The 22,872-nt window shown below is 72.4% G+C and carries 17 protein-coding genes and 1 tRNA gene; 9 read left to right on the top strand and 9 right to left on the bottom strand.

Annotated elements, in window-relative coordinates; translation table 11 throughout:
- Nucleotides 1-59 precede the first annotated feature (59 nt).
- Nucleotides 60-1,178 (top strand): FHA domain-containing protein, encoded by a 1,119-nt coding sequence (locus OHB49_RS27515; RefSeq protein WP_329163774.1) that lies wholly within the window; start codon nt 60-62, stop codon nt 1,176-1,178.
- 9 nt (nt 1,179-1,187) lie between these two features.
- On the opposite strand, the gene OHB49_RS27510 is transcribed toward OHB49_RS27515, so the two are convergent.
- On the bottom strand, nt 1,188-2,180 hold the full coding sequence (locus OHB49_RS27510) for a methyltransferase domain-containing protein (RefSeq protein WP_329163773.1): 993 nt from the start codon (nt 2,178-2,180) through the stop codon (nt 1,188-1,190).
- Between the two features lie 111 nt (nt 2,181-2,291).
- Between OHB49_RS27510 and OHB49_RS27505 the strand changes: the two genes are divergently transcribed.
- From OHB49_RS27505 to OHB49_RS27490, 4 genes are all read left to right on the top strand, one after another.
- The gene (locus OHB49_RS27505; protein WP_030977190.1) at nt 2,292-2,696 is read left to right on the top strand and encodes a globin; all 405 of its coding nucleotides are present in this window, start codon (nt 2,292-2,294) and stop codon (nt 2,694-2,696) included.
- Between the two features lie 210 nt (nt 2,697-2,906).
- A complete protein-coding gene (locus tag OHB49_RS27500) occupies nt 2,907-6,227 on the top strand; it encodes an ABC transporter permease (protein ID WP_329163770.1) in 3,321 nt (1,106 codons plus the stop codon).
- A 1-nt stretch (nt 6,228) separates the two neighbouring features.
- On the top strand, nt 6,229-9,054 hold the full coding sequence (locus tag OHB49_RS27495; protein WP_329163767.1) for an FtsX-like permease family protein: 2,826 nt from the start codon (nt 6,229-6,231) through the stop codon (nt 9,052-9,054).
- Nucleotides 9,051-10,013: an ABC transporter ATP-binding protein gene (locus OHB49_RS27490; protein ID WP_329163765.1), complete on the top strand. Its 963-nt coding sequence runs from the start codon at nt 9,051-9,053 to the stop codon at nt 10,011-10,013. Before OHB49_RS27495 ends, OHB49_RS27490 begins: the two co-directional genes overlap by 4 nt.
- A 37-nt stretch (nt 10,014-10,050) precedes the next feature.
- Here the strand turns inward: OHB49_RS27490 and OHB49_RS27485 are convergent, their stop codons facing one another.
- The 3 genes from OHB49_RS27485 to ettA are packed head-to-tail and all read right to left on the bottom strand — an operon-like array spanning nt 10,051 to nt 12,838.
- Nucleotides 10,051-10,749, bottom strand: a complete 699-nt coding sequence (locus OHB49_RS27485; protein ID WP_329163763.1) for a hypothetical protein — start codon at nt 10,747-10,749, stop codon at nt 10,051-10,053.
- The gene (locus OHB49_RS27480; protein ID WP_030921448.1) at nt 10,746-11,168 is read right to left on the bottom strand and encodes an acyl-CoA thioesterase; all 423 of its coding nucleotides are present in this window, start codon (nt 11,166-11,168) and stop codon (nt 10,746-10,748) included. The genes OHB49_RS27485 and OHB49_RS27480 overlap by 4 nt, the downstream gene beginning before the upstream one ends.
- Nucleotides 11,169-11,173: 5 nt before the next feature.
- Nucleotides 11,174-12,838: an energy-dependent translational throttle protein EttA gene (ettA, locus tag OHB49_RS27475; protein ID WP_329163760.1), complete on the bottom strand. Its 1,665-nt coding sequence runs from the start codon at nt 12,836-12,838 to the stop codon at nt 11,174-11,176.
- A 281-nt stretch (nt 12,839-13,119) separates the two neighbouring features.
- Between ettA and OHB49_RS27470 the strand changes: the two genes are divergently transcribed.
- Both OHB49_RS27470 and OHB49_RS27465 read left to right on the top strand, forming a co-directional pair.
- Nucleotides 13,120-13,866, top strand: coding sequence for an RNA polymerase sigma factor (locus tag OHB49_RS27470; RefSeq protein ID WP_329163758.1), 747 nt, complete (start codon nt 13,120-13,122; stop codon nt 13,864-13,866).
- Nucleotides 13,863-14,960, top strand: coding sequence for a CU044_5270 family protein (locus tag OHB49_RS27465; RefSeq protein ID WP_329163756.1), 1,098 nt, complete (start codon nt 13,863-13,865; stop codon nt 14,958-14,960). Before OHB49_RS27470 ends, OHB49_RS27465 begins: the two co-directional genes overlap by 4 nt.
- A 310-nt stretch (nt 14,961-15,270) precedes the next feature.
- Here OHB49_RS27465 and OHB49_RS27460 read toward each other — a convergent pair whose 3' ends face one another.
- From OHB49_RS27460 to OHB49_RS27445, 4 genes are all read right to left on the bottom strand, one after another.
- Nucleotides 15,271-16,725 (bottom strand): LAETG motif-containing sortase-dependent surface protein, encoded by a 1,455-nt coding sequence (locus OHB49_RS27460; RefSeq protein ID WP_329163754.1) that lies wholly within the window; start codon nt 16,723-16,725, stop codon nt 15,271-15,273.
- 191 nt (nt 16,726-16,916) lie between these two features.
- Nucleotides 16,917-17,516: a single-stranded DNA-binding protein gene (locus tag OHB49_RS27455; RefSeq protein ID WP_329163753.1), complete on the bottom strand. Its 600-nt coding sequence runs from the start codon at nt 17,514-17,516 to the stop codon at nt 16,917-16,919.
- Nucleotides 17,517-17,609: 93 nt separating this feature from the next.
- Nucleotides 17,610-19,625 (bottom strand): YfjP family GTPase, encoded by a 2,016-nt coding sequence (locus OHB49_RS27450; protein WP_329163751.1) that lies wholly within the window; start codon nt 19,623-19,625, stop codon nt 17,610-17,612.
- A 5-nt stretch (nt 19,626-19,630) separates the two neighbouring features.
- Nucleotides 19,631-21,274, bottom strand: coding sequence for a dynamin family protein (locus tag OHB49_RS27445; RefSeq protein ID WP_329163749.1), 1,644 nt, complete (start codon nt 21,272-21,274; stop codon nt 19,631-19,633).
- Nucleotides 21,275-21,592: 318 nt separating this feature from the next.
- On the opposite strand from OHB49_RS27445, the gene OHB49_RS27440 reads away from it, so the two are divergent.
- Together OHB49_RS27440 and OHB49_RS27435 are read left to right on the top strand one after the other, a co-directional pair.
- A tRNA-Arg gene (locus tag OHB49_RS27440) sits at nt 21,593-21,665 on the top strand.
- Between the two features lie 380 nt (nt 21,666-22,045).
- Nucleotides 22,046-22,318 carry a hypothetical protein gene (locus tag OHB49_RS27435; protein ID WP_329163747.1) on the top strand — a complete coding sequence of 91 codons (273 nt, stop codon included), beginning with the start codon at nt 22,046-22,048 and terminating at the stop codon, nt 22,316-22,318.
- Between the two features lie 81 nt (nt 22,319-22,399).
- Here OHB49_RS27435 and OHB49_RS27430 read toward each other — a convergent pair whose 3' ends face one another.
- Nucleotides 22,400-22,840, bottom strand: a complete 441-nt coding sequence (locus OHB49_RS27430) for a PPOX class F420-dependent oxidoreductase (RefSeq protein WP_329166643.1) — start codon at nt 22,838-22,840, stop codon at nt 22,400-22,402.
- Nucleotides 22,841-22,872: the final 32 nt, after the last annotated feature.

Below are 22,872 nucleotides of genomic sequence, written 5' to 3'. Positions count from 1 at the left end.
GGCGAAGCAACAGAGACGACGGCCCCCGGGGCCGGACGAGGAGAGGGGGAAGCGCCGACATGCCGACCTGCCCGAACGGACACCAGTCGGGTTCCGACGACTGGTGCGAGGTCTGCGGCCATCGCATGGCCGGCGCGGGCGCGCCTGCGGGCGCAGTCCCACCGCCGCCTCCCCCGCCGCCCGCACCCGGTTACGGCTACCCGCAGGGCCCCGGCCCCGATGCGACGCAGCAGGCGGAGCTCTGCCCGCAGTGCCGCACCCCGCGAGAGGCGATGGCGCCGTTCTGCGAGGAGTGCCGGTGGAACTTCCTCACGAACACGGCGACGTCGTACACCCCGCTGGCCCCGCAGCACGGGGGTCCAGGTGGCCCGGGTGCCGGCGGACCGGTGCCCGGTCTGAACCTGCCGCCCGGCTTCCAGGCGCAGCAAAGCCCTCCGCCTCCGCCGCCGCAGCAGCGCGATCCGTTCGAATACCAGAGCTCGCGGCCGTCCCAGGTGAACCGTCCGGCCGAGCCGCTGTCCGGTCCCGGCAGCCACCCGGGTCCTCCTGGACCGGGTCCGCAGCAGCCGCCGAACCCGTTCCTGCGGCAGGGTCCGCCGCCTCCGCCGTCCTTCCAGCAGCAGACCGCGCCGCCGCAGCCACAGGTCCAGCAGCCGGGCGGTGACGACTGGATGCTGCCGCCGCCCTCGCAGCCCCAGGCACCGCAGGCACCGCAGGCACCGAGGCAGCAGCAGCCGCCGCCCTTCCAGAGCCAGGTCCCGAACCAGGCTCCCGCGAACTGGACGGCGGTCATCGCCCCGGACCGTGAGTACTTCCTGGCGATGATGCAGCGCAGCGGCCCCGAGGCGACCGGGCTCAACCTGCCCGCGTACTCCCCGGAGCAGCGCCTTCCACTCACCGGCAACCAGGTCACCATCGGCCGTCGTCGGCACAGCACCGGCGAGTCCCCCGATGTCGATCTGTCCGTGCCGCCGGAGGACCCGGGGGTCTCGCACCAGCACGCGGTGCTGGTGCAGCAGCCCGACGGAAGCTGGGCCGTGGTCGACCAGAACTCCACGAACGGCACCACGCTGAACGGCGCCGAGGACCCGATCCAGCCCTACGTCCCCGTTCCGCTCCAGGACGGCGACCAGGTGCACGTCGGGGCATGGACGACGATCACCATCCGGCGCGGCTGACCGGAACGCTCAGTCCGTGAGGTCGGCGGGCAGTGGCCAGGCGTACGGCCCCTCCGGGTCGTCCAGCCAGGCCCACTGCCGCCCGTCCCGGACCGTGACGCCGAACCTCGCCCGCTCGGGGCGCCCCTCCCGCTGCCAGAGGGAGAGGGCCTCGCGCGGGTCGAGAGTGGACCCGGTCAGCGTCAGCATGAACAGGAACAACTCGTCCTCGGCCACCCGCCTCGGCAGTCCTGCGGTGTGCGGGTGGCGCACCGGCGGCACCGCCCCGCGCAGTGGCACGAAGAACGCGGGCGTGTACAGGAACCGCCCCTCGGCACACCTCCCGTGCGGAGTCTCCCGCACCCCCAGCAGGATCAGACCGGTGGCGAACGGCGCCAGGATCCGCGCCCCCGGCCGGCACTGCGCCAGCCATGCCTGCGGTACGGACGGCAGGGTGCAGGTCGCGATGATCCGGTCGTACGGGCCCCGCTCGGGGCAGCCCCGCGCCCCGTCCCCGGTGATCACCGCCGGGTGGTGGCCGGCCGCCGCGAGATGTCGGCGGGCCGACTCCGTGATCTCCGGATCGAGGTCGATGGTGGTCACCGCGTCGTCGCCGAGGCGGTGGGCGAGCAGCGCGGCGTTGTAGCCGGTGCCCGCACCGATCTCCAGGACGGTCATGCCGTCCGTCATCTCCAGCTCCTCCAGCATCCGGGCCATCAGCGACGGCTGACTGCTCGACGAGACGAGTTCACCGTCCCGGATCCGGGTGGCCAGCGCCTCGTCCGCGTATGCCCCGTGCAGCCACCGGGCCCGCCGGGCCGGGTCGGGGTCCTCGCGCCAGAGCCGCTGGGGCCCGCCGGTCCCGGTAACGAAGTAGTACGGCACGAACAGATGGCGCGGCACCTCCTCGAACGCGGCACGCCAGGCGGGGTCCTTCAACGCACCGCGCGCGACCATTTCCCGCACCATCGCCCACCGGGCCTCGGCGCCGGCCTCCGAGAACTGATCCAGGTATGGGCCCATGCCTCCACTCTCCCGCTCGCGCCCCCCGGAAGCGACGAGGCGCACAGCGGCTGTCCGGGCCCGGGTCCTAGGACCCAGGTCCTCGGCCGGTGCGTCTGCGACCATGGACGGGTGACAGAGAATCCGCACGACACGCTTCAGGAGCAGACCTTCTACGAGCAGGTCGGCGGCGAGGAGACCTTCCGGCGCCTGGTCCACCGCTTCTACCAGGGGGTTGCCGAGGACCCGCTGCTGCGGCCGATGTATCCGGAGGAGGATCTGGGGCCGGCCGAGGAGCGGTTCACGCTGTTCCTGATCCAGTACTGGGGTGGCCCCCGGACGTACAGCGAGCAGCGCGGTCACCCACGGCTGCGGATGCGGCACGTCCCGTTCCGGGTGGACCGGGCCGCGCACGATGCCTGGCTGGGCCGGATGCGGGTGGCTCTCGATGAGCTCGGGCTGTCCCCGCAGCATGAGCGGCAGCTGTGGGACTACCTCACGTACGCCGCTGCCTCGATGGTGAACACCGAGGGCTGACGGTCCAGCCCCGTTCTCCCTTTTCTACCGTCCCGTACCTTTCTCCCCCTCTTATACCCATGTGCTGTGCGGAATGCGGTGCTCCGCCACCGCATAACGGTCACGATCCCATCAAGGTGCACGGGCAAGCGGTTTCCAGAGGTGGGTGCGCTCTGAAAGCATCCTGGGAGCGTCGGGGGGCGTGCGGGGTGACAGTGTCGAGGGGGCCAGGTGACGGGGTTCGTCTTTCTGCGGGTGAGGGCGCATCGGCTCCTTCTCGCCGCAGCCGTGCTGGCCGTCCTGCTCACCACATCCGTGCTGGCGGCACTCACCGCCTTCTCCGGCTCCATCGGCGACGCGGCCCTGCGCCACACGCTCACCCACCGTTCCGCCGCGTCCGCCTCGCTCGTCATCTCCGCGCAGGTGGAGCGCGAGCAGCAGGAAGCGGCCGACGCAACCGCGCGCAAGGCCGCCCGTGAGACGTTCGACGGGCTGGCGGTGACCGTACGGACGCTGAAGGCCTCGGGGCCGTACGCCCTGCCGCGCAGCCTGCAGGCTCCGGCGGCCCGGCGCGGCGATCCGGATCTCACCCGGTTCGCCTCGCTCGACCGCAGCCGCGTCCGTCTCACCGCCGGCCGCATGCCAGGCGCCGGGAGCGGGAGGAGCGGCGCCCCCGTCGAGGTGGCCCTGCCCTCCGTCGCCGCCGATGTCCTGAAGCTGAAGCCCGGCGCGCGACTCACGCTCACCGACCGGCTCGCCGACGGCGCCAGGCTGCCGGTCCTGATCACCGGCCTCTACAAGGCGGCCGACCAGGCCGACCCGTACTGGCAGTTGGACGAGCTCGGCGGGCGCGGCATCCGCAAGGTCGTCTTCACCACATACGGTCCGCTGCTCACCGATCCCGCCGTGCTCGACTCCGGGCGGATCAGCTCGGGCGAGATGTCGTGGCTGGCCGTCGCAGACTTCCGTACCGTCACCACGGACCGCATCCAGGCGCTGCACACCGCATCGACCAGGGGCCCGAAGGCGCTCCTCGCCTCCCCGGAGTTCAAGGACGGGGCCCTCGCGCAGACCTCGCTGCCCACCGTCCTCGACCAGATCGACCGGGCGCTGCTGGTGTCCCGTTCGACCCTGATGATCGTCGCCGTGCAGCTGGTGCTGCTCGCCGGTTATGCGCTGCTGCTCGTGGCCCGGTTGCTGAGCAGTGAGCGCGGCGGGGAGACGGAACTGCTGCGGGCCCGCGGCGGTTCGCGCGGACGGATCACCTCGCTCGCCGCGATCGAGGCGCTGCTGCTGGCGCTGCCCGCCGCCGTCATCGCCCCGCTGCTGGCCGGGCCGCTGACCCGGCTGCTGGCGGACCGCAGTGAGTTGACCCGGCTCGGGCTGCGGCTCGACGCGGGCGCGACCGGCACCGTGTGGCTGGTGGCCGCCGCCGTCGCGCTGGCCTGTGCACTGGCCGTCGTCGCCCCCGCGCTGGCCGCAAGCGCGGGGGCGCGCAGCCGCACCCGGGCCGCCGCGCTGCCCGGGCCGGTGCGCGCGGGCGCCGACATCGGACTGCTGCTGATCGCTGCGGTGGCGTACTGGCAGCTCGACCGGCAGACCGGGAGCTCCGGCAGCGGTGCGCTCAGCGGTGACCGGGAGGGCGATCTCGGCGTCGACCCGCTGCTCGTCGCCGCACCCGCGCTGCTGCTGCTCGCGGGCACCGTGCTGACGCTGCGGCTGCTGCCGCCCGCGGCCAGGCTGGCGGAACGTCGTGCGGCGGGCGGTCGGGGGCTGTCCACCGCGCTGGCCGGCTGGCAGTTCAGCCGCCGTCCGCTGCGCGGCGCCGGACCGGTGCTGCTGCTGGTCCTGGCTTCCGCGATGGGGATGCTGGCGATCGGGCAGAGCGCCTCCTGGGATCGTTCGCAGGGCGACCAGGCCGACTTCAGGACCGGCACGTCGGTGCGCATGGTCGGCGGAATCAACGGCGATCCGGCGAAGGCCGGGGCGTACGCACAGCTGCCGGGGGTACGGGAGGCGGCGCCCGCGTTCCGTACGAAGGTGGATCTGTCCGGCGACCGCACGGCGGATGTGGTCGCTCTGGACACCGCGCACGCCGACGAGCGGATGCTGATGCGCGACGATCTCGCCGGCGAACCGGTGGACCGGCTGCTCAGCGCGCTCGAACCGCCGAAGACCGCCCGGACCGGTCTGCTGCTGCCGAAGGGCAGCAGGGAGATCCGGTTCGACCTGCGGATCACCGTGCCCTCCGCACCGCACCGGGCGTCGCCGTCCGGCATGGTCCCGTTGGTCACCGTGGAGCTGGAGGACCGCTACGGCCTGCCGTACCAGGTGCTCGTCGGCCCCGTACCGGCCGACGGCCGGGCGCATCCCCTGTCGCTCGCGGTGGCGGCCGCCGGTGAGCTGGCCGTGACCGGGTTCGAGCTGGACAGCAGGCAGCCCGTCGAGCATGCCGAGACGCACCTGCTCACCGTGAGCCGGCTGCGGACCCTGACCGCGGACGGCACCGAGCGGCCGGTCCCCGTTCCGGCCGGGTTCGACTGGCAGGGTGCCCTGACCACCAGTCTGCTCAACGAGACGCAGCCGGGCGCCGCCGTCCACGCGACCGCCTCCGACCGGGACCCGCTGACGCTCCGATACGACACCGGGTCCGTTTCGGTCGAGGACACGGGCTACGGGGTGCCGACCCTCAATCTGCGGGCCGCTGCGCCCCGCGCCGAGGCCCCGCCGCTCCGCGGGGTCGCCACCGACGCCTATCTGAAGGCGTCCGGGGCGAAGCCGGGGCAGGAAGTCGATGTCACGCTGGCCGGCGAAACGGTCCGGGTGAAGATCGTGCGGACGGCCCGTCAGCTGCCCACCACCGGGCCGGGCGTCGCCACCGCCGCTGCCGCCGAGACGTCCCGGCTCCGGGACGGCGGCGCGCTGCTGCTCGACCTCAGGGCCCTCGGCCAGGTCTTCGCAGACCGCCCGGACGCGGTCCTCACCGCCACCGAATGGTGGCTGAGCACCGACCCGGGCCAGGCCGGGAAGGTCGCCGCCGCTCTCCGTGCGCAGCCCGACACCGACCCCGCGCAGGTCCTCGTCCGCGACGAGGTGGCCCGGGATCTGCTGGGCGACCCGCTGGGCGCCGGGCCGCAGTCCGCGCTGCTCGCTGTGGCGGTCGTCGCCGCCGCGCTGGCAGCGGTCGGCTTCGCGGTGAGCGCTGTCGGATCGCAGCGCGAACGGTCCGCCGAATTCGCCGTGCTGCGGGCGCTGGGGGCACCGCGCCGCGGGCCGGCCCGGATGATCGCCGCCGAGCAGGGCGTGCTGATCGCCATCGCGCTGCTGGTCGGGTTCGCGCTCGGGGCCGTACTGACCAGGGCCGTCGTGCCACTCATCGTGCTGACCGGGCAGGCCGCCCAGCCGGTGCCGCCCGTACTGGTGCAGCTGCCGGCCGGGCAGGTCGCCGCACTGCTGGCGGGCGTCGCCGCGCTGCCGCTGCTGATCGTGGCGGCGATCGCCCTGCGCCGCGCCGACCCGGTGACTTCGTTGCGCCACCAGGGGGACAACTGACATGAGCTCACGTTCCGACAGAGGCCGTTCCGCAGGCGTCGCCCGGGCCGCGGCCTGTGCCCCGTGGGTCCGGACCCGGCTGCGTACCGCGCCCGCGGCCGCCTGCGCGCTCGGGTTGCTGGTGCTGGTCACAGCGTTCCTCGCCGCCGCGTTCCCACGTGCCGTCGACACGTACGAGAGCAAAGGGCTGCGCCACGACCTGGTCGTCGAGGACCCCCGGCGCAGCGTCCTGGAGCTGACCGCTCCGCCGCCCGCCCTGGGAGTAGAGGCGGAGCGCGCGGCCGCGGTGCGCAAGGCGACGCTCGGCGCGGTCCACCGCAAGGTGCTGGCCGGGCTGCCCGAACCGGTGCGCGCCGACGCCTTCCAGTCCTCGTACGGCATCCGCACGACGGAGCCGATCGCCGCCGGGGAGAAATGGCTGCCCCGGCCCTATGGGCTCGATCCCAAGCTGACGTACGCCACCCCCTCGGCCCTGCCGTCCCACGCCACGCTGCGCGACGGCGCCTGGCCCACCGTCCACGGCGAGGTCACCACCACCGCCACGGAGGTCGAGGCCGCGGTCACCGAAGGGACCGCGAAGGCCCTGGGGCTCAAGGTGGGTTCGACGATCGCGGTACCGACCCGGGGCGAGGAGCCGCTGACCGTACGGATCACCGGCATAGTCGCCCCGAAGCTTCCGGATGCCGCCTACTGGTCGTTCGAGCGCCTGCTGCGTACCCCGGCGCTGGTCCCGACGAACACCAAGGGTCCCCCGCTCTACTACTGGATAGCCGCCCTGTTGCTGCCGCCGGACGCGGCGCCCGCGCTGCTCTCCACGACCGGTGCGCCCGAGCCGTACTGGCGGATCGCGCCGGACGCCTCCCGGCTCACCGCGCTCGAGGTGGACCGGCTCCGTTCCCGGGTGGCTTCTCTGGAGAGCGGCCCGGAGCTGCTGAAGCTCCGTGCGCTGGCCGGACCGGCGGCGACACTGACGACCGATCTGGACGTGGTCCTCAACCGGTACGACGCGTTGCGTTCGGCGATCAGTCCGGTCGTCACGGTCGCCGCCGTCGGGATCGGCGCCGTCGCCGCCGTCGTGCTGCTGATGACCGGCGGCCTGCTCGCCGCCCGCCGCCACGGCGAACTGGCCCTGATGCGCTCACGAGGCGGATCGTTGCGCGGCATAGGCGGACGGCTGCTCGCGGAGACCGCGGTGACGGTGGTGCCCGCGGCGGCACTCGGTCTTCTGCTCGCCGTCGCCGCCGTCGGCCCTGCCCGGCTGTGGCCCGCGGTCGTCGGGGCCGCCGCCGTCGCCGTCCTGGTCTGTGTCGCCCTGCCGCTGGGTACGACGCTCCTTCACCGCAGACCACAGCTGCACGGCGCCCGCGACGACATGATGACCGCCCGCCCGTCGCGGCGGCGCACGGTTGCCGAACTCACCGTGCTGGTGCTGGCCGTCGGCGCGGTCGCCGCGCTGCGCCGCCGCGGTACGGCCGCGGGCGGCGGTACGGACTTCCTGGTCAGCGCCGCTCCGGTGCTGGTCGGACTGATCGCGGCGCTGCTCCTCGCCCGCCTGTACCCGCTGCCGCTGCGGCTCGCCTCCCGCACCGTCGCGCGGTTGCGCGGCGCGGTCGGCTTCCTCGCCCTGGCCCGTGCCGGGCGCGCGTCGGTGAGCGGCGCACCGGCCCTGTTGGCGCTGCTGGTCGCGCTGACGACGGCGGCGTTCGGCGGCTCGGTGCTGGCGGGCGTCGCGGACGCCCGGGACGATGCGGCGGTGCGGGCCACCGGTGCGGACGCCCGGATCAGCGGCGAGGGCGATGCGATGCCGCTGCCGGACCGGCTGGTCCGGGACGTACGGAAGGCGGGCGGTGTACAGGACGTGGCGCCGATCCAGATCGAGTACGGCGTACCGCTGCCGTCCAACGACGCCGGCATCGAGGACGCGAAGGGCACCACGCTGGTCGGTGTCGATCCGGGGACGTACGCGAAGCTGGCGCGCGCAACCGGTTTCGGACCCTTTTCCGCAGACCGGCTGAAGGCCGCCGGCGCGGCGCCCAGGAAGGGCACGCTGCCGTCGAAGGACCGGGTGCTGCCCGTCCTCGCCTCACCGGCCGTGGCCGAGCGGCTCGGCGGACGGCCGCGCGACATCAACTCGCAGGCCGGGGACTTCAAGGTGCGCGTCGTCGGAACGGTGACGCGCACACCGGCGGTCGACAGCGCCGGCTTCCTGATCGTCGACGCCGCGTCCCTCACCCACCGGCAGACCACCACCCTGCTGGTCACGGGCGGCTCCCCGGACGCGAAGGCACTGCGCGCGGCCGCGCACCGGGCGGGCTCGACGTTCTCCGTACAGCTGCGGTCCGAGGAGCGCGCGGCGTTCGTCGACACCCCCATGCAGTCCGGCGCCGAGCGGATCTACGCGGCGGCGATCGCGGCCGGCGCGGGCTACGCACTGCTCGCCGTACTGCTGTCGCTGCTGCAGACCGCACCTGAACGCACCGCACTGCTGGCCCGGTTGCGGACGATGGGCCTAACTCTCCGGCAGGGCCGGCGGCTCCTCGGCCTCGAGGCGATGCCACAGGCACTGCTGGCCGCCGTCGGCGGACTGCTCGTCGGCTGGTCGACGATCGCCCTGCTGGCACCCGGCGTCGACCTGGTACAGCTGGCGCTGTCCAGCGGCACCGGATCCGACGCACTCGATACCGCTCCGCTGCGGGCCGACCCGTGGTCGCTGGCGCTGCCGGCGCTCGGCGTGGTCGCCCTCGCCGCCACCGTGGCAGCCGTACAGGCCTGGTGGGCCGGGCGCCGTGGATCGATCACCGAACTCAGGGCAGGAGACACCCGATGACGTCGACGACGACCGAGACCACTCTGGCGGAGCTCGAACAGCGGGCCGCCGCCCGCCGCGACCGGCCCTCGTACGGGCACGACGCGCTGATCGCCTGCGATCGGCTGGTCCGCATCTTCAGCGCGGACGGGGTGGAGGTGCAGGCCCTCCAGGGCCTCGATCTGCTGGTCACCGAGGGCGAGTTGATGGCGCTCGTCGGGGCGTCCGGCAGCGGCAAGTCGACCCTGATGAACATTCTGGCGGGCCTCGACGTACCGACGGCCGGGTCGGCGAAGGTCGCGGGCTGCGATCTGCTGTCGATGGGCCCGAAGGAACGGCTCCGCTACCGCCGGGACATCGTCGGGTTCGTCTGGCAGCAGACGGCCCGCAACCTGCTCCCCTATCTCACCGCCGTCCAGAACGTCACGCTGCCCATGCAGCTGCGCGGCCGCGGCCGGAGCCGCGAACGCGCCGCGCGCGCCGAGTCGCTGCTGCAGATGCTGGACGTCGCGGACTGCCGCGACCGACGGCCCCCGCAGATGTCCGGCGGCCAGCAGCAGCGGGTCGCGATCGCGGTCGCGCTCGCCAACAATCCCTCGGTGCTGCTCGCCGACGAACCTACCGGCGAACTGGACTCGGCGACGGGCGAGCAGGTCTTCGCCGCGTTCCGCCGGGCCAACGAGGAGCTGGGCACGACGATCGTGATCGTCACCCACGACCAGGCGGTGGCGGGCGAGGTCCGCCGTACGGTCGCCATCCGCGACGGCCGTACGTCGTCCGAGGTGCTGCGCCGTACGGAGGTGGACGCGGCGACGGGCCAGGAGTCCCAAGTGGCCCGCGAGTACGCGATGCTCGACCGCGCGGGGCGGCTGCAACTGCCCGCCGAGTACACGGAGACGCTCGGGATGGAGCACCGCGTGATGCTGGAACTGGAGCAGGACCACATCGGGGTGTGGCCGGACGACCAGCAGCGCGGATAGCGGGCGCCCCACCCGCGGGTCCGCTCGGGACGCGGCGTCAGCGGACGCCGACCGACACCCCGAGGTCGCCGAGGCCGCCGCCCGCACCGCGCAGCGCGATCGAGCCGAACGGGGTGCGCAGCCGCAGCCAGGGGCCGGACGCCAGCAGGGCGACCGGGAAGTCCGGGGCCGGGCGGAGGAAGCCGAGGGACTGGGCGGCGTGGACGGCGCGCAGCGGGAGTTCCGTGTTCCCGACCGTGCGCGACCAGATCTCACGGCCGATCAGGTCCCGTTCCGCCCTGGTGCGGCGGTCCGCGGGCAGCGCTTCGTCGCGGGAGCGGAACTCCGCCACCGCTGCGCTCAACTCGACGCGCAGGGAGACGGGGTCGGGCAGCCCCGGCTGCTCGTACCAGCCGCCGCGCGGCGGGAGGACCCCGGTCCACGGCGGCCCGGTGACGGGCGCGGGCAGGGAGCCCGCACCGTGTGCCTCGCGGGTGCCGCCGTCGATGTCGAGCGATTCGAGGAGTTCACCGGCGGACACGGTGATGTCGAAGTCGTGCGTGCCGCGCAGCCGCGCCGTCCGGATGGCGAGGACCTCGAACGACGGCGGCCTGCCGAACACGGCCAGCGCACCGCCGCCCGCCTGCAGCCGGACGGCGGCCGCCCGGTCGTAGTGGAGCAGCCGGCCGAGGAAGGCGGCAAGATCCGCCGCCTCCCTCGCGTCCGCGAACTCCAGCAACTGCACGGGAACCGTCATGCGGCGGCGGGCTCCTCGGCCAGGAACTCCTGGAGGAAGTGTTTCTCCTCCGCGGAGATCCGCCGCGGCCGCTCCTCGGCCAGGTTGTACGGGACGACGACGGTCGAGGCCCGCACGTACACCTGGTCCGGGTCCTTGATCTCGTAGCAGATCGTCAGCGACGCGGCACCTATCTTCGTGACCCACGACTCGACGGTCACCGGCGCGTGCCGGTGGACCAGCGGGCGCACGTAGTCGATCTCGTGCCGGGCCACGACGGACCCGCCCGCGAAGGACGGCGAGCCGTCCCCCGGCGCCAGCCGGAACATGAAGTCGATGCGCGCCTCCTCCAGGTAGCGGAGGAAGACCACGTTGTTGACGTGGCCGAAGGCATCCATGTCCGACCAGCGCAGCGGGCAGCTGTAGATGTGACGAGCCAAGACGATCAGCCTCGCGTGAGCTTCTTGTACGTGGCGCGGTGCGGGCGGGCCGCGTCCGCGCCGAGGCGCTCGACCTTGTTCTTCTCGTACGACTCGAAGTTGCCCTCGAACCAGTACCACTTGGATTCGCCCTCGTACGCCAGGATGTGCGTGGCGACGCGGTCCAGGAACCAGCGGTCGTGGGAGATGACCACTGCGGCGCCCGGGAACTCCAGGAGTGCGTTCTCCAGCGAGGACAGGGTCTCGACGTCGAGGTCGTTGGTGGGCTCGTCGAGGAGCAGCAGGTTGCCGCCCTCCTTGAGCGTGAGCGCCAGGTTGAGGCGGTTGCGCTCACCACCGGAGAGGACACCGGCCGGCTTCTGCTGGTCCGGGCCCTTGAAGCCGAACGCGGAGACGTACGCCCGCGAAGGCATCTCGACCTGGCCGACGTTGATGTAGTCCAGCTCGTCCGACACGACCGCCCAGAGGGTCTTCTTGGGGTCGATGTTGGCGCGGCTCTGGTCGACGTAGGAGATCTTGACGGTCTCGCCGACCTTGATGGCGCCGGAGTCCGGCGTCTCCAGGCCCTGGATCATCTTGAACAGGGTGGTCTTGCCCGCACCGTTCGGACCGATGACGCCGACGATGCCGTTGCGCGGCAGCGTGAACGACAGGTCGTCGATGAGGACCTTGTCGCCGAAGGCCTTCGAGAGGTTGTTGACCTCGACGACGATGGAACCGAGCCGCGGGCCCGGCGGAATCTGGATCTCCTCGAAGTCCAGCTTCCGCATCTTGTCCGCCTCGGCCGCCATCTCCTCGTACCGGGCGAGACGTGCCTTGGACTTGGTCTGCCGGCCCTTGGCGTTGGAGCGGACCCACTCCAGCTCTTCCTTGAGCCGCTTGGCGCGCTTCTCGTCCTTGCGGCCCTCGACCTTGAGGCGGGTGGCCTTCTTGTCGAGGTACGTGGAGTAGTTGCCCTCGTACGGGAGCGCGCGACCGCGGTCCAGCTCGAGGATCCACTCGGCGACGTTGTTCAGGAAGTACCGGTCGTGCGTGACGGCGACGACGGCGCCCGCGTACTTCGAGAGGTGCTGCTCCAGCCAGTTCACCGACTCGGCGTCGAGGTGGTTGGTGGGCTCGTCGAGCAGGAGCAGGTCCGGGGCCTCGATCAGCAGCTTGCAGAGCGCGACACGGCGCTTCTCGCCACCGGAGAGGTTGACGACCGGCCAGTCGCCGGGCGGGCAGCCCAGGGCGTCCATGGCCTGCTCCAGCTGGGCGTCCAGGTCCCACGCGTTGGCGTGGTCCAGGTCCTCCTGGAGCTTGCCCATCTCCTCCATCAGCGCGTCCGAGTAGTCCGTCGCCATGAGCTCGGCGACCTCGTTGAAGCGCGTGAGCTTGCCCATGATCTCGGCGGCGCCGGCCTGGACGTTCTCCAGCACGGTCTTCGACTCGTCGAGCAGCGGCTCCTGCATGAGGATGCCGACACTGAAGCCGGGCGACAGGAACGCGTCACCGTTGGACGGCTGCTCCAGGCCCGCCATGATCTTCAGCACCGTGGACTTACCGGCACCGTTGGGGCCAACGACACCGATCTTCGCGCCGGGCAGGAAGTTCAGGGTGACGTCATCGAGGATCACCTTGTCGCCGTGCGCCTTGCGCGTCTTGCGCATGGTGTAGATGAACTCAGCCAAGAGAAACCGTCCGGCAGCAATAGAGGTGTGGGCAGATACACCCCATCTTGCCTGACGTCCACCCCAGGACGGAAACGGGAACCTCGGAGCCCCCCTGATCAGGGCGGCACGGACGATCAAGCCCGGAGGGGCGGTCGCTGTCGGTCGTCGCTGGTCGACGCTGCCCCCGTTTCGGCGGCCGGAGCGGTGGTTGGCAGGATCGTCCACCGGGCGGGACCCGGCCCCCGCCCCTGTGACGCGGGCCACGGGAACCCGGTGCGGGTCGCGGAGAGGTACAGGGCGTGGAGCACATCGAACAGCCGGCACGACCGGCGCAACCACCGGGCGACTCGGGCGACCGGGCCGCCCCGGACGACCTGAGGGCATCGGCAGACCCCGGCGTACGGGAACGGATCCGCACGGGCGACCGGGAGGCCTTCGCGGATCTCTACGACCGTTACGCCAGGACCGTCTACCAGCACGCCTGCCGCCTCACCGGCGACCTCTCGGCCGCCGAGGACGTCATGTCGGAGACCTTCCTCGTCGCCTGGCGCACCCGCGACCAGGTCGATCCGGAGGGCGGTCCGCTGGGCCCCTGGCTCCTCGGTATCGCCACCAACAGGGCGCGCAACCACCGGCGCGGGGTCGGCCGCCGCCTCGCGTTCCTGGCCCGGCAGCCGAAGCCGAAGGAGACCGAGGACTTCGCCGAGACCTCCGCCGAACGCCTGGACCACCAGCGCGAGCTGGCGGCCGTACGCGAGGTGCTCGACCGGCTCCGGCAGCCCGAGCGCGAGGTGCTCGCGCTCTGCGTGTGGGCCGGGCTGGACTACACCCAGGCGGCGGCCGCGCTGGACGTCCCGGTCGGCACCGTACGCTCCCGGCTCTCCCGGGCCCGGGCCCGGCTGCGCTCGCTGGCAGGCGAACGGCTCGCGGAGGACCGGCTTTCGGAGGGGCGGCGGGAAACCGGGCAGGAACCCGGGGCCGGTCGCGGAGAGGTAGGAGGCAGGGCGGCATTCGTCGCCCTGCCCAACGAGGGGGGATCGCGATGACCGCGACGACGGGTACCGACGACGGCCGGGACGAGCGCGCCGAGCTGGCGCGGCTGCTGCCGCCCGCCACCGGATTCGACCTTCCGCCGGGCCGCCACGAGCACCACAGGGAACGCCTGATGAACCTGATCGACGATGACGCCGACCGCTCCGAGAACCGAGGCAAGGACCGGGCCCGGGAGGGCGCGGCCCGTGCCGACCGCCCCGCCCGCCCGGGCCTCCTGCGCCCGTCCTTCCTGGCCCCGGTCACGGCGCTGGCCCTGGCCGGTGCGCTGATCGCGGGCTACACCGCGCGGGGCGACGACCCGTCCGCCGGACCGGAGGCGGTAGAGGCGGGCGGCAACGCCTCGGCGCGCGCCGGGAACGCCCAGCCGGTCGCCCTGGTGCTGAACCGGATCTCGGACGCGGCGGCGAAGAGCGACGCCGGACCGGTCGGCGACGACCAGTTCGTGTACGTGCGCAGCCAGGTCCAGGACAGCGACCTCACCAGCGGGAAGCTGGTGACGGGACCGCTGAAGGAACGGGAGATCTGGTACGCCCAGAAGCCCGGCCCACTGAAGAAGCTCGGCTACATCCGCGAGGACGGGGACACCCTCCCCATCAACGCCGAGTTCGGGGACACCGACGGCACCCGCGAGGGCCTGACCCGGCCCACCTACCGCTGGCTGGCAGCCCTGCCCACCGACCCGCAGAAGCTGCTCGAGCACCTCACCGCACTCACCCCGAAGGAAGAGGGCCAGGAGCACGCCCAGGCGGTGTTCGAGCAGATCGGGTACCTGATCGGAGAGACCGTGCTGCCGCCGGAGACCGCCGCGGCGCTGTACAAGGCCGCGGCGCTGATCCCCGGGGTGACCGAGGCCCCGGACGCGGTGGACGCGCTGGGCCGCCACGGGGTGGGCATCGCCCGTGAGGACACCCGGCACGCCACCCGCTCGGAGTGGGTCTTCAACCCGAAGGGGCTCTCCTTCCTGGGCTCGCGCACCTTCCTGACGAAGAACACGGAGATCGGCAAGAAGGGCGCCCTGCTCGGCGCCGACGCCGTACTGAAGCGGTCCGTGGTGAACAAGGGCGGGGTCCGGCCGCAGGACCAGTAGGGCTTTGTCAGATGGTGTCGTGGGCGGTGGTGCCGTGGGGCGTGGTGCCGTGGGCTGCCATGGGGTGGGTTGTCGGCAGCTGCGGCGGGTGCCGGTCCAGGTGACCAGGAGATGTTGGAGGAGGTGCAGGGCCTGGCAGAGGTCAGGCCCTGGCCGGAGCAGCAGGCCACCCTTGTCACGTAGGACGGCCTAGGCAACCTGCGACGGCGCCCGGGGGGCTTCTGTTACGCGAAAGCCCCGGTACGCGTGGGCGTACCGGGGCTGTCAGCAGCACACCGTGACAATGTGCCGCTCAGGTGTCACGTTCCGCTCATCCCTCGGTCGACTGCCCCGCGGACGGCGCCTTCCGCTTGCGGAGGAGGAAGACCGCGCCGCCACCGATGACGACGAGTGCGATGGCGATGCCCGCGATGATCGGCGTGGCGTTGGAGCTGCCGGTCTCGGCGAGGTCGCCACCGGTCCCGGTCGAGCTGCCGCCGGCCGTGGCCGGGGCGGGCTGGTCGGCGGTCTGGGTGTCGAGGCCGCCGGTACCGCTGCCGGTGGTCTTGCAGTCCAGGACGCCCTTGAACGTCTTGGTGAACCCGCCGGGACCGGTGATCGTGAAGTCGTACGCCTGGTCCTCGGCGACCGGGACGGTCACCGTCTCGGTCTGTCCGGCCTCGACGGTGTGCTCGGCACCGGCCAGCTCGAAGGTGAACGGCTCGTCGCCCTCGTTGCTCGCGGTGACGTCCACGCCGCCCTTGGCGCAGTTCTTCTTCGCGGTGATCGCGGGGATTGCACCCTTCTTGGCCCAGGTCGCGGTGGCGGTCGCGGAGACCGTGGACTCGCTGGAGCCGGCCAGGATCTGGGTCTGGCTCTTGGTCACCCCGGCGAAGGCCCGGCCGACCGGCACCGAGGTGGTGGCCTGCACGGTCAGCGAGGCGGTGCCGTCGGCGGCACCCGCCGGGACGTCGAAGTAGAGCTCGGCGCCGTTGACGGCGGCGGTGACGGGCTTGCCGCTCTTGTCGGTGACCTTGACGCCGCTGGCGGAGTCGGCGGGCGGGGTCACCGAGACCTGGCCGGCGTCGGTGTGGACGGTGACCGGCCCGAGCCGCTCACCGGACAGACCGGAGACCGCTGCCGGGTCCAGGGCGAGGGACGCCTTGGGCTCGGCGACGTCCTCGGCGTGCTCTCCCAGCCAGTCGGCGAGCTTCTCCGCCTGCTGGTCGGAGGCGTCGACATCGGCGTTGTCCGAGTAGCGCCAGATGGCGACCTGGGTGCCCGCCGCCGCGGTCTGCTCGGTCAGCGGCCCGGTGCCGGCCTGTTCGGCGAGCGCCGCGAGGTCGTCGATCTGCGGGTAGGAGTGCTGCAGGATCCAGCGGATCCTGCCCGCGTTCTTGTTGGCGCCGAGCGACGTCTGGTTCCAGGGGGTCTCCAGGTACTTCGCCTGGTCCTGGGTGGGGTTGTGAATGTCGATGCAGTACGTCTTGAGCTTGCCGCCGCCGTCGACGGTCATCTCGAAGAGCCCTGCGGCCAGCTCCTGCTTCTTGCCGTCCGTGTGGAGCACGGCCCGGTCGTAGGTCTTCAACCCGTCCAGGACAGCGGTCGCGCCGCCCTGGTGCTGGGGCGCCTCGTCGGCGGCCGCGCTGCCTGCGCCGACGAGAGCGGCGGCTATGACGAGCCCGGATGCCACCGCCGATGCGGCCAACCGGGATATGCCCGGTCTCCGTGGGGGATTCGTCCCCGCACTGGATGCCGAAGCGGTCGCTGAAGAAGCAGAAAACACGGATGTCCCCTCCGGGCGGGATCCTCGCGCTTGGTGCGCGTGTGGGGTTTGTCCCGCCAGCCGACTCAAGTGCCCTGTGAGTACTGGGAGATCCTAAGGAAACGGCGATGCGTATTCCCCCGTCATACCGTCGTACAACCATTCCGACTCGGAATCGTTATCGCCGACAACTTCCGCACACACAGGCCCGGTCACAGCGCCGACGCCAGCTCTGGGATCTGTTCCTGACGCACCGTCTGTCCACGCTGCCCACGCCGCGCGCCCCGCTCACTCTGTACCCCCCTGTCCCCCTGCGCCCCCTGCGCCCGCTTCGCGGACCGCACAACAGGCTCCCTCCGTTCGACCGGCCCCCCGAACCCGCCGGACTTCCCCTCTTCCTCTTCCTCCGCCGGACCGCCCCGCCTGCCCGGGCCGGCCGTCAGCGTCGGATCACCCCGCACCACCCGCCGGAACGCCGCCGTCCCCCGTGTCAGATCGTGTCCGACCGCCAGCGCCTCGATGTCCACGAACGTCCGGCGCTGCCCGTCCCGTTCCTCCTCGCGCACCTTCAACCGACCGTGCACGACCAATGGTTCTCCCACAGCGACCGAACCCGCGAGATTCGAGGCCAGCGTGCGCCACGCCCACACGGTGTAGAAGCTGGTGTGCCCGTCCGTCCAGGACTGCTTCTCCCGGTCCCAACGGCGGGCCGTCACAGCGAAGCGGAATCGCGCCATTCCGCCGGTCACGGTCTCCCGGAACTCCACCCCGGTCGCCGCGTTGCCCACCAGTGTCACCACGGTCTCGTTCATGCCTCCGCCTCCCCTTCGTCGCCCGTGACCGCTGCCGCGCGGTCACTGATCTCATACTGAAGGGGAGGCGGGGATCCTGCTCGGGGCTGTGGACTACCGGCCGCTTGTGGAAAACTCCGTCACCGCCACGAACCGCTCCCGCACCTCGCGGTACCGCACCAGTTCGGCCGCCACCGGATCGAGTACCCGCGCCCGGCCGCAGGCCGCCGCCGCCTCCCGCAGCCGTCGCTCGGCCTCCAGCCCGTACCGCCGTGCGGGCCCACGCGCGGCGGCCGCACACGACCACTCGACCAGCGGCCCGCCGACGACGCCGGCCATCATCACCGATGCGGCGGTGAGCAGCCCCGGTTCGACCACGCCGACGATCTGGCCGATCAGCCAGAGGCCGCCGAAGATCTGAAGCAGCGTCATGGAGACCTGTGCCAGCACGGCGGCGGGCCACCACGCGGGCCGCGGCGGCCTGCCGGCCACCCGCCCGCTGTGTGCCCCACCGGATCCAGTCGCGGCAGCGACCGCAGCCCCGCCGTCGGCATCGACGGGCGCCGCGCCAGGCCCCGCATCCTCGCCCGCACGCTCGTCCTCTCCCACGGCCCTGCCATGGCCCTCCGCCGCCGTGCCGCTCTTCTGCGCCAGCTCGTCCAGCGCCTCCGGCAACCCCTCCGCCCCGTTCATCGCGGCCTCGCGGACCGCCTGCGCCCAGGGGCCGGGCAGCCCGTCGGCGGCGGCGTCCGCCACCGTGCGGACCGCCTGCTCGACGCGTTGCCGGGCGGTGAGCTGCTCCTCCGGCGGCGCGGGCAGCGCTGCTGCCCAGTCCATGGTTCCCGGCTGCCTGGTGGACTCGTACCAGCGCCACAGCCGCAGCCAGGGCGTCCCGCAGGCCCGCCCGGCGTTCCTGCGCCACTCACGCTCGGCGGCCTGACCTGCCGCGGCCGCGCCGACGGCCTCGGCGAGCCGGTCGGCGAACTCCTCACGGGCACACTCACCGAGCCCCGGCCGCCCCTCGGCGACGTACGCCGACCGCAGTCTGGCCGCCACGGCGTCCACATCGGCGGAGAGCCGGCGCGCCGCGGCCGTGCGCTCCTGGACGAACCGGCCGAGCAGCTCGCGCAGTTCGCCCACCCCGTCGCCGGTGAGAGCCGACAGGGACAACACGGTGGCGCCCGGTTCGCCGTGCTCGCCGAGCGCCATGCCGTCCTCGTCGAGCAGCCGGCGCAGGTCGTCGAGAACCTGGTCGGCGGCGTCGCCGGGCAGCCGGTCCACCTGGTTGAGCACGACGAACGTGACCTCCGCGTGCCCGGCCAGCGGCCGCAGATAGCGCTCGTGCAGAGCCGCGTCCGCGTACTTCTCCGGATCCACGACCCAGATCACCGCGTCGACCAGCGCAAGCACCCGGTCCACCTGCTCGCGGTGCCCGGTCGCCGCCGAGTCGTGGTCGGGCAGATCGACGAGAACGAGCCCCTGAAGCGCCTCGTCCGCTTCCGTACCGCCCTGGTACGGCCTGCGCCTGAGCCGTCCGGGAATGGCGAGCCGGTCCAGCAGCCCGGCGGCGCCGTCGGTCCAGGAGCAGGCAATGGGCGCGGCGGTGGTCGGCCGTCGCAGCCCGGTGTCGGAGATCTGCGCGCCCGCGAGGGAATTGAAGAGGGTCGACTTGCCGCTGCCTGACGCACCGGCAATGGCGACGACGGTGTGCCGCGAGGAGAGCCGCTGCCGGGCGGCAGCCTCGTCGAGTACGCGCCCCGCTTCGGCGAGGGTGGCTTGGTCGAGCCGGGCCCTGGACAGTCCGACGAGCTCACGCAGCGCGTCGAGCCGCGGCCCGAGCGGGCTGCCGGACGGTACGTACGCCTCGACCTGGGGCCGTACGTCGTCGGAGGCGGCCTCGCGGCCGGGATCGGGACCGGGTCCGGATTTCCCGGAGGGTTCCTTGGAGGCGGCAGCGGCACGTCGGGCGATGAGCCCGTCGTCCCAGCGCCCGACGGGCTCGGGGACGCTGCGGATCGCGACTTCCGCACTGCGGCCCTGCCCCGGCTCGCGGTCCATGTCCCGGTCCGGATCCGGACCCGGCACCCGGCCCTGTTCCTGGCTGTGGTCCTGGTCAGTGACGACAGTCAACGCTGTCACCTCTCCTTCTGCAGTACGGACAGCGCGGCAATCAGTTCTGCCTGCGGCTCCGGGGTCACATCGAGCGCGTCGAGCGGCGCGAGCCGCCGGTCACGCTCACCGTTCAGCACCCGGTCGAGATAGGTGGTCAGCAGCGCGCCGCCCTTGTCGCGCAGTCGCAGGGCCCCCTGGACGCCGATGCGTTCGGCGAGCTGTTCCCCGGCGCTGCGGGCCCGGCGTCCGCCGAGCAGCGCGGCGGCCAGCAGTGCGGCAACCGTCTCGGCGTCGGGCGCGGCGCTGCGTTCCAGCTGGCGCACCTCTTCCTCGGCCAGCTCCTCCAGCACCCGCCGCCATCGTCGTACGGCCATGGCGATCCGGCCCCGGATGTCCTCGGCCGGCCCCCACCCCCCGGCCTGACGGCCGACGGCCTCGGCCCCGAGGACACCGGCTGCCGGCTCGTGCCGCCAGGTCGTGCGGATCTGTTCGTCGGCGGCGGCGACAGCGCACTGCAGGAGCGCGGCCAGGCTCTCCACCAGTGCGTCGAGAAGCTCCTCGGAGGAGCTGTAGAGCGGGTATCCGCGCCACCGGGTGCGGGCGTCCCCGGCGAGCACACCACCGTTCTGCAGCCGCCGCTGCACCCGGGTGCCTTCCTTCCGGTACGCGTCCTCGACCACGCCGGTGAGCCGCACGGCCGCCGCGTACTGCGCGGCAACGGCCCCGGCCAGCTCCGGCATGCGTACGTCCAGCGAGTCGATGACCCCGGTCGCCGTACGCCCCACGGCCTGCTGGCGGGCCGCCGGATCGTGCACGCGGTGGCCGAGCCAGGAGCGCAGCGGTGCGACCGCTGTGGTGGGCAGCAGCCCGCTGCCGCCGCCCGCCGACTCGGGCAGCTCCGGGATGGTGAAGCGGGGCACCTCACCGAGACCCGCCCTGGTGAGCAGCGCTCCGTACTGCCGCGACACTTCGGCGATTACCTGGTGCGGCACCCGGTCGAGCACGATGACGAGGGAGGCGTCGTACTCCTTTGCCGTACGCAGCATCTGCCACGGCACCGCGTCGGCGTACCGGGAAGCGGTGGTGACCATGACCCAGATGTCGGCGGCGCAGACGAGTTCGGCTGCCAGCACCCGGTTCCGTACGACGAGCGAGTCGATGTCCGGGGCGTCGAGCAGCGCGAGTCCGCGCGGCAGACTCGCGGCGGTCTCGATCCGCAGCGCGGTCCCGTCCTCCTGCTCGTCCTCGCGGAGCCCGTCGCGGTCGTCGCAGAGGCCGGGATCCGCGGACTCCTGTGGCGGCAGCCAGACCCGGGTCAGTTGCGGCAGTACGCGTACCCCGGCGAACCAGTGATGATCATCCGGATGGCAGACAAGGACAGGGGTCCGGGTGGTCGGCCGCAGCACCCCGGCCTCGCTGACCCGTCGCCCCACGAGCGAGTTGACGAGCGTCGACTTCCCGGCCCCGGTGGATCCACCGACGACCGCGAGCAGCGGCGCTTCAGGATCCTTCAGCCGGGGAAGCAGGTAGTCGTCGAGCTGTGCGAGCAGCTCGACCCTGGTCTGACGGGCACGTGCCGCCCCAGGAAGCGGGAGTGGCAGACGCACGGCAGCGACACGGTCGCGCAGGGCGGAAAGTGCGTCGATGAGCTGAGGCCGTACGTCCATGGTCACCACATGCGAAGAATGCCCAATTTTGGCGCCATTTTGAAGCGTATAGCCGTCTCTGCGCGCCGGTTACGCCGTCGGGACAGAGGGGACGAGTGGGGCGCAGGCATAACGAGTGCACAACACCCGGGGCGTCAGGCGTCAAAAGCAGTGCAAGATCCGCACCCACCTGCGATTATCGGTTCGCTTCACCGAACCTCCACATCGTGCCACGCAGGTGAAGCAACCGGGTCGAGGCGATCGGAGCCCTATCCTTGTCCCGGCAAGGTCACGGACCGGCCCGGTCCCAGGGCTCCAGGCCGCCGAGGCCACCACCCGGCCCCCGTAGCTCAGTGGATAGAGCAGGCGCCTTCTAAGCGCTTGGCCGCAGGTTCGAGTCCTGCCGGGGGCACACAGTCCGCACCGCGCCAGGCCCTCCCTCGGGAGGGCCTTTTCAGCAGGTCACAGCACCGTAGCGAGGGCCGCGTAGCGAACGCATAAACGCCGGACCGACCCCAGGTCACGGCGGGGCGGGTCCGGCGCGGTCCGGCTGTCACCGGGTTTCTGCGGGGGGCCACGGTGGATGCACGGTGGCGCTTCCAGAGTCGCGCCCGCCACCGGGCCGGAGTGCGCGCGGCGGTGGACTGTTCTAGCGTCGAACGGAGAAGGGGCGGTCCTGCCGAGCCGACGGGAGCGGGGGCCCGGGACAACACTTGTACACCGGCCGCTTCCGCTGCTCGGCGCCTTGGAATCCGCGAGTCCCCGACCAACCCTTGAGAGCAGGTGGCTCCCATGCGCACGTCGGCCCGAACAGCCGGAGTCCTCACCGGTCTGACCCTCGCACTGGGCGGCATTTTTGTCGCTCCCGCCGCCCACGCGGACATCCCGGCCTGCACGAACATGGTCCAGCAGACGGGCGTCGAAGTCTCGGACACCGTCAGAACGGCATGCACCCAAGGTGTGCACGCCGACCTGCAAGGCTGTGTGAGTGCCCTGACCGGGGCCGGCGTCCCGGGCGGCGCCGCGAACGGTGCCTGCCGGATGGCGGCCAACCCGCCGTCGTGACCGCCTCCCTGTCGGCGTACGTCAGCGCGGCCGCCGCGGGGGAGGTGGGTCCCGGCCCATCGGACAGGACTCGGACAGGATCTAGTCCGCGATGCCCGTGAAGGCGGTCACCCGGTCGATCGTGGCGCGGATCAGGTACTCCCCCGGGACCGAGTTTCGCTGTCCGTACCGGTCGGCCCGGTCGGCGCCCATGTAGCGGGCGCCGATCCTGGTGGCCCAGTGGCGGAGGTCGGCCGGGTCCTCGGTGAAGGTGGCGGTGCATTCGAGCATGACGTATGCGTAGGGCGGTTCCTGGTCGTCGATGCAGAGTGCGAACCGGGGGTTCCTGCGCAGGGACTTCGCCTTGAGGGATTCGTGCCACGTGGTGAAGAGGACCTGCGGCCGGCCGGTCTCGGCGTCCTCGGCCTCGTCGAGGAGGAACCACACCGGTGTGACATGGGGGCGGCCGTCCTTACGGTGAGTCGCCAGCTTCGCCGTTCGGGTGCCGGAGAGGGCGAACGCACGCCACTCGGCCTCGGACATGGACTGCATGGATGGGACGCTCCTCTGCTCTC

It is taken from the genome of Streptomyces sp. NBC_01717 (genome assembly GCF_036248255.1).
GTDB lineage: Bacteria > Actinomycetota > Actinomycetes > Streptomycetales > Streptomycetaceae > Streptomyces.
Note: the sequence above shows the minus strand (reverse complement) of the source record. Positions and strands in the feature narration are given on the sequence as shown.

Coding starts and splice junctions, on each gene's coding strand:
- OHB49_RS27430 (WP_329166643.1), bottom strand. CDS start 22,840: ATGTCCGAGGCCGAGTGGCGTGCGTTCGCCCTCTCCGGCACCCGAACG.
- OHB49_RS27510 (WP_329163773.1), bottom strand. CDS start 2,180: ATGGGCCCATACCTGGATCAGTTCTCGGAGGCCGGCGCCGAGGCCCGG.
- OHB49_RS27455 (WP_329163753.1), bottom strand. CDS start 17,516: ATGAACGAGACCGTGGTGACACTGGTGGGCAACGCGGCGACCGGGGTG.
- OHB49_RS27495 (WP_329163767.1), top strand. CDS start 6,229: ATGAGCTCACGTTCCGACAGAGGCCGTTCCGCAGGCGTCGCCCGGGCC.
- OHB49_RS27490 (WP_329163765.1), top strand. CDS start 9,051: ATGACGTCGACGACGACCGAGACCACTCTGGCGGAGCTCGAACAGCGG.
- OHB49_RS27435 (WP_329163747.1), top strand. CDS start 22,046: ATGCGCACGTCGGCCCGAACAGCCGGAGTCCTCACCGGTCTGACCCTC.
- OHB49_RS27445 (WP_329163749.1), bottom strand. CDS start 21,274: ATGGACGTACGGCCTCAGCTCATCGACGCACTTTCCGCCCTGCGCGAC.
- OHB49_RS27515 (WP_329163774.1), top strand. CDS start 60: ATGCCGACCTGCCCGAACGGACACCAGTCGGGTTCCGACGACTGGTGC.
- OHB49_RS27485 (WP_329163763.1), bottom strand. CDS start 10,749: ATGACGGTTCCCGTGCAGTTGCTGGAGTTCGCGGACGCGAGGGAGGCG.
- OHB49_RS27465 (WP_329163756.1), top strand. CDS start 13,863: ATGACCGCGACGACGGGTACCGACGACGGCCGGGACGAGCGCGCCGAG.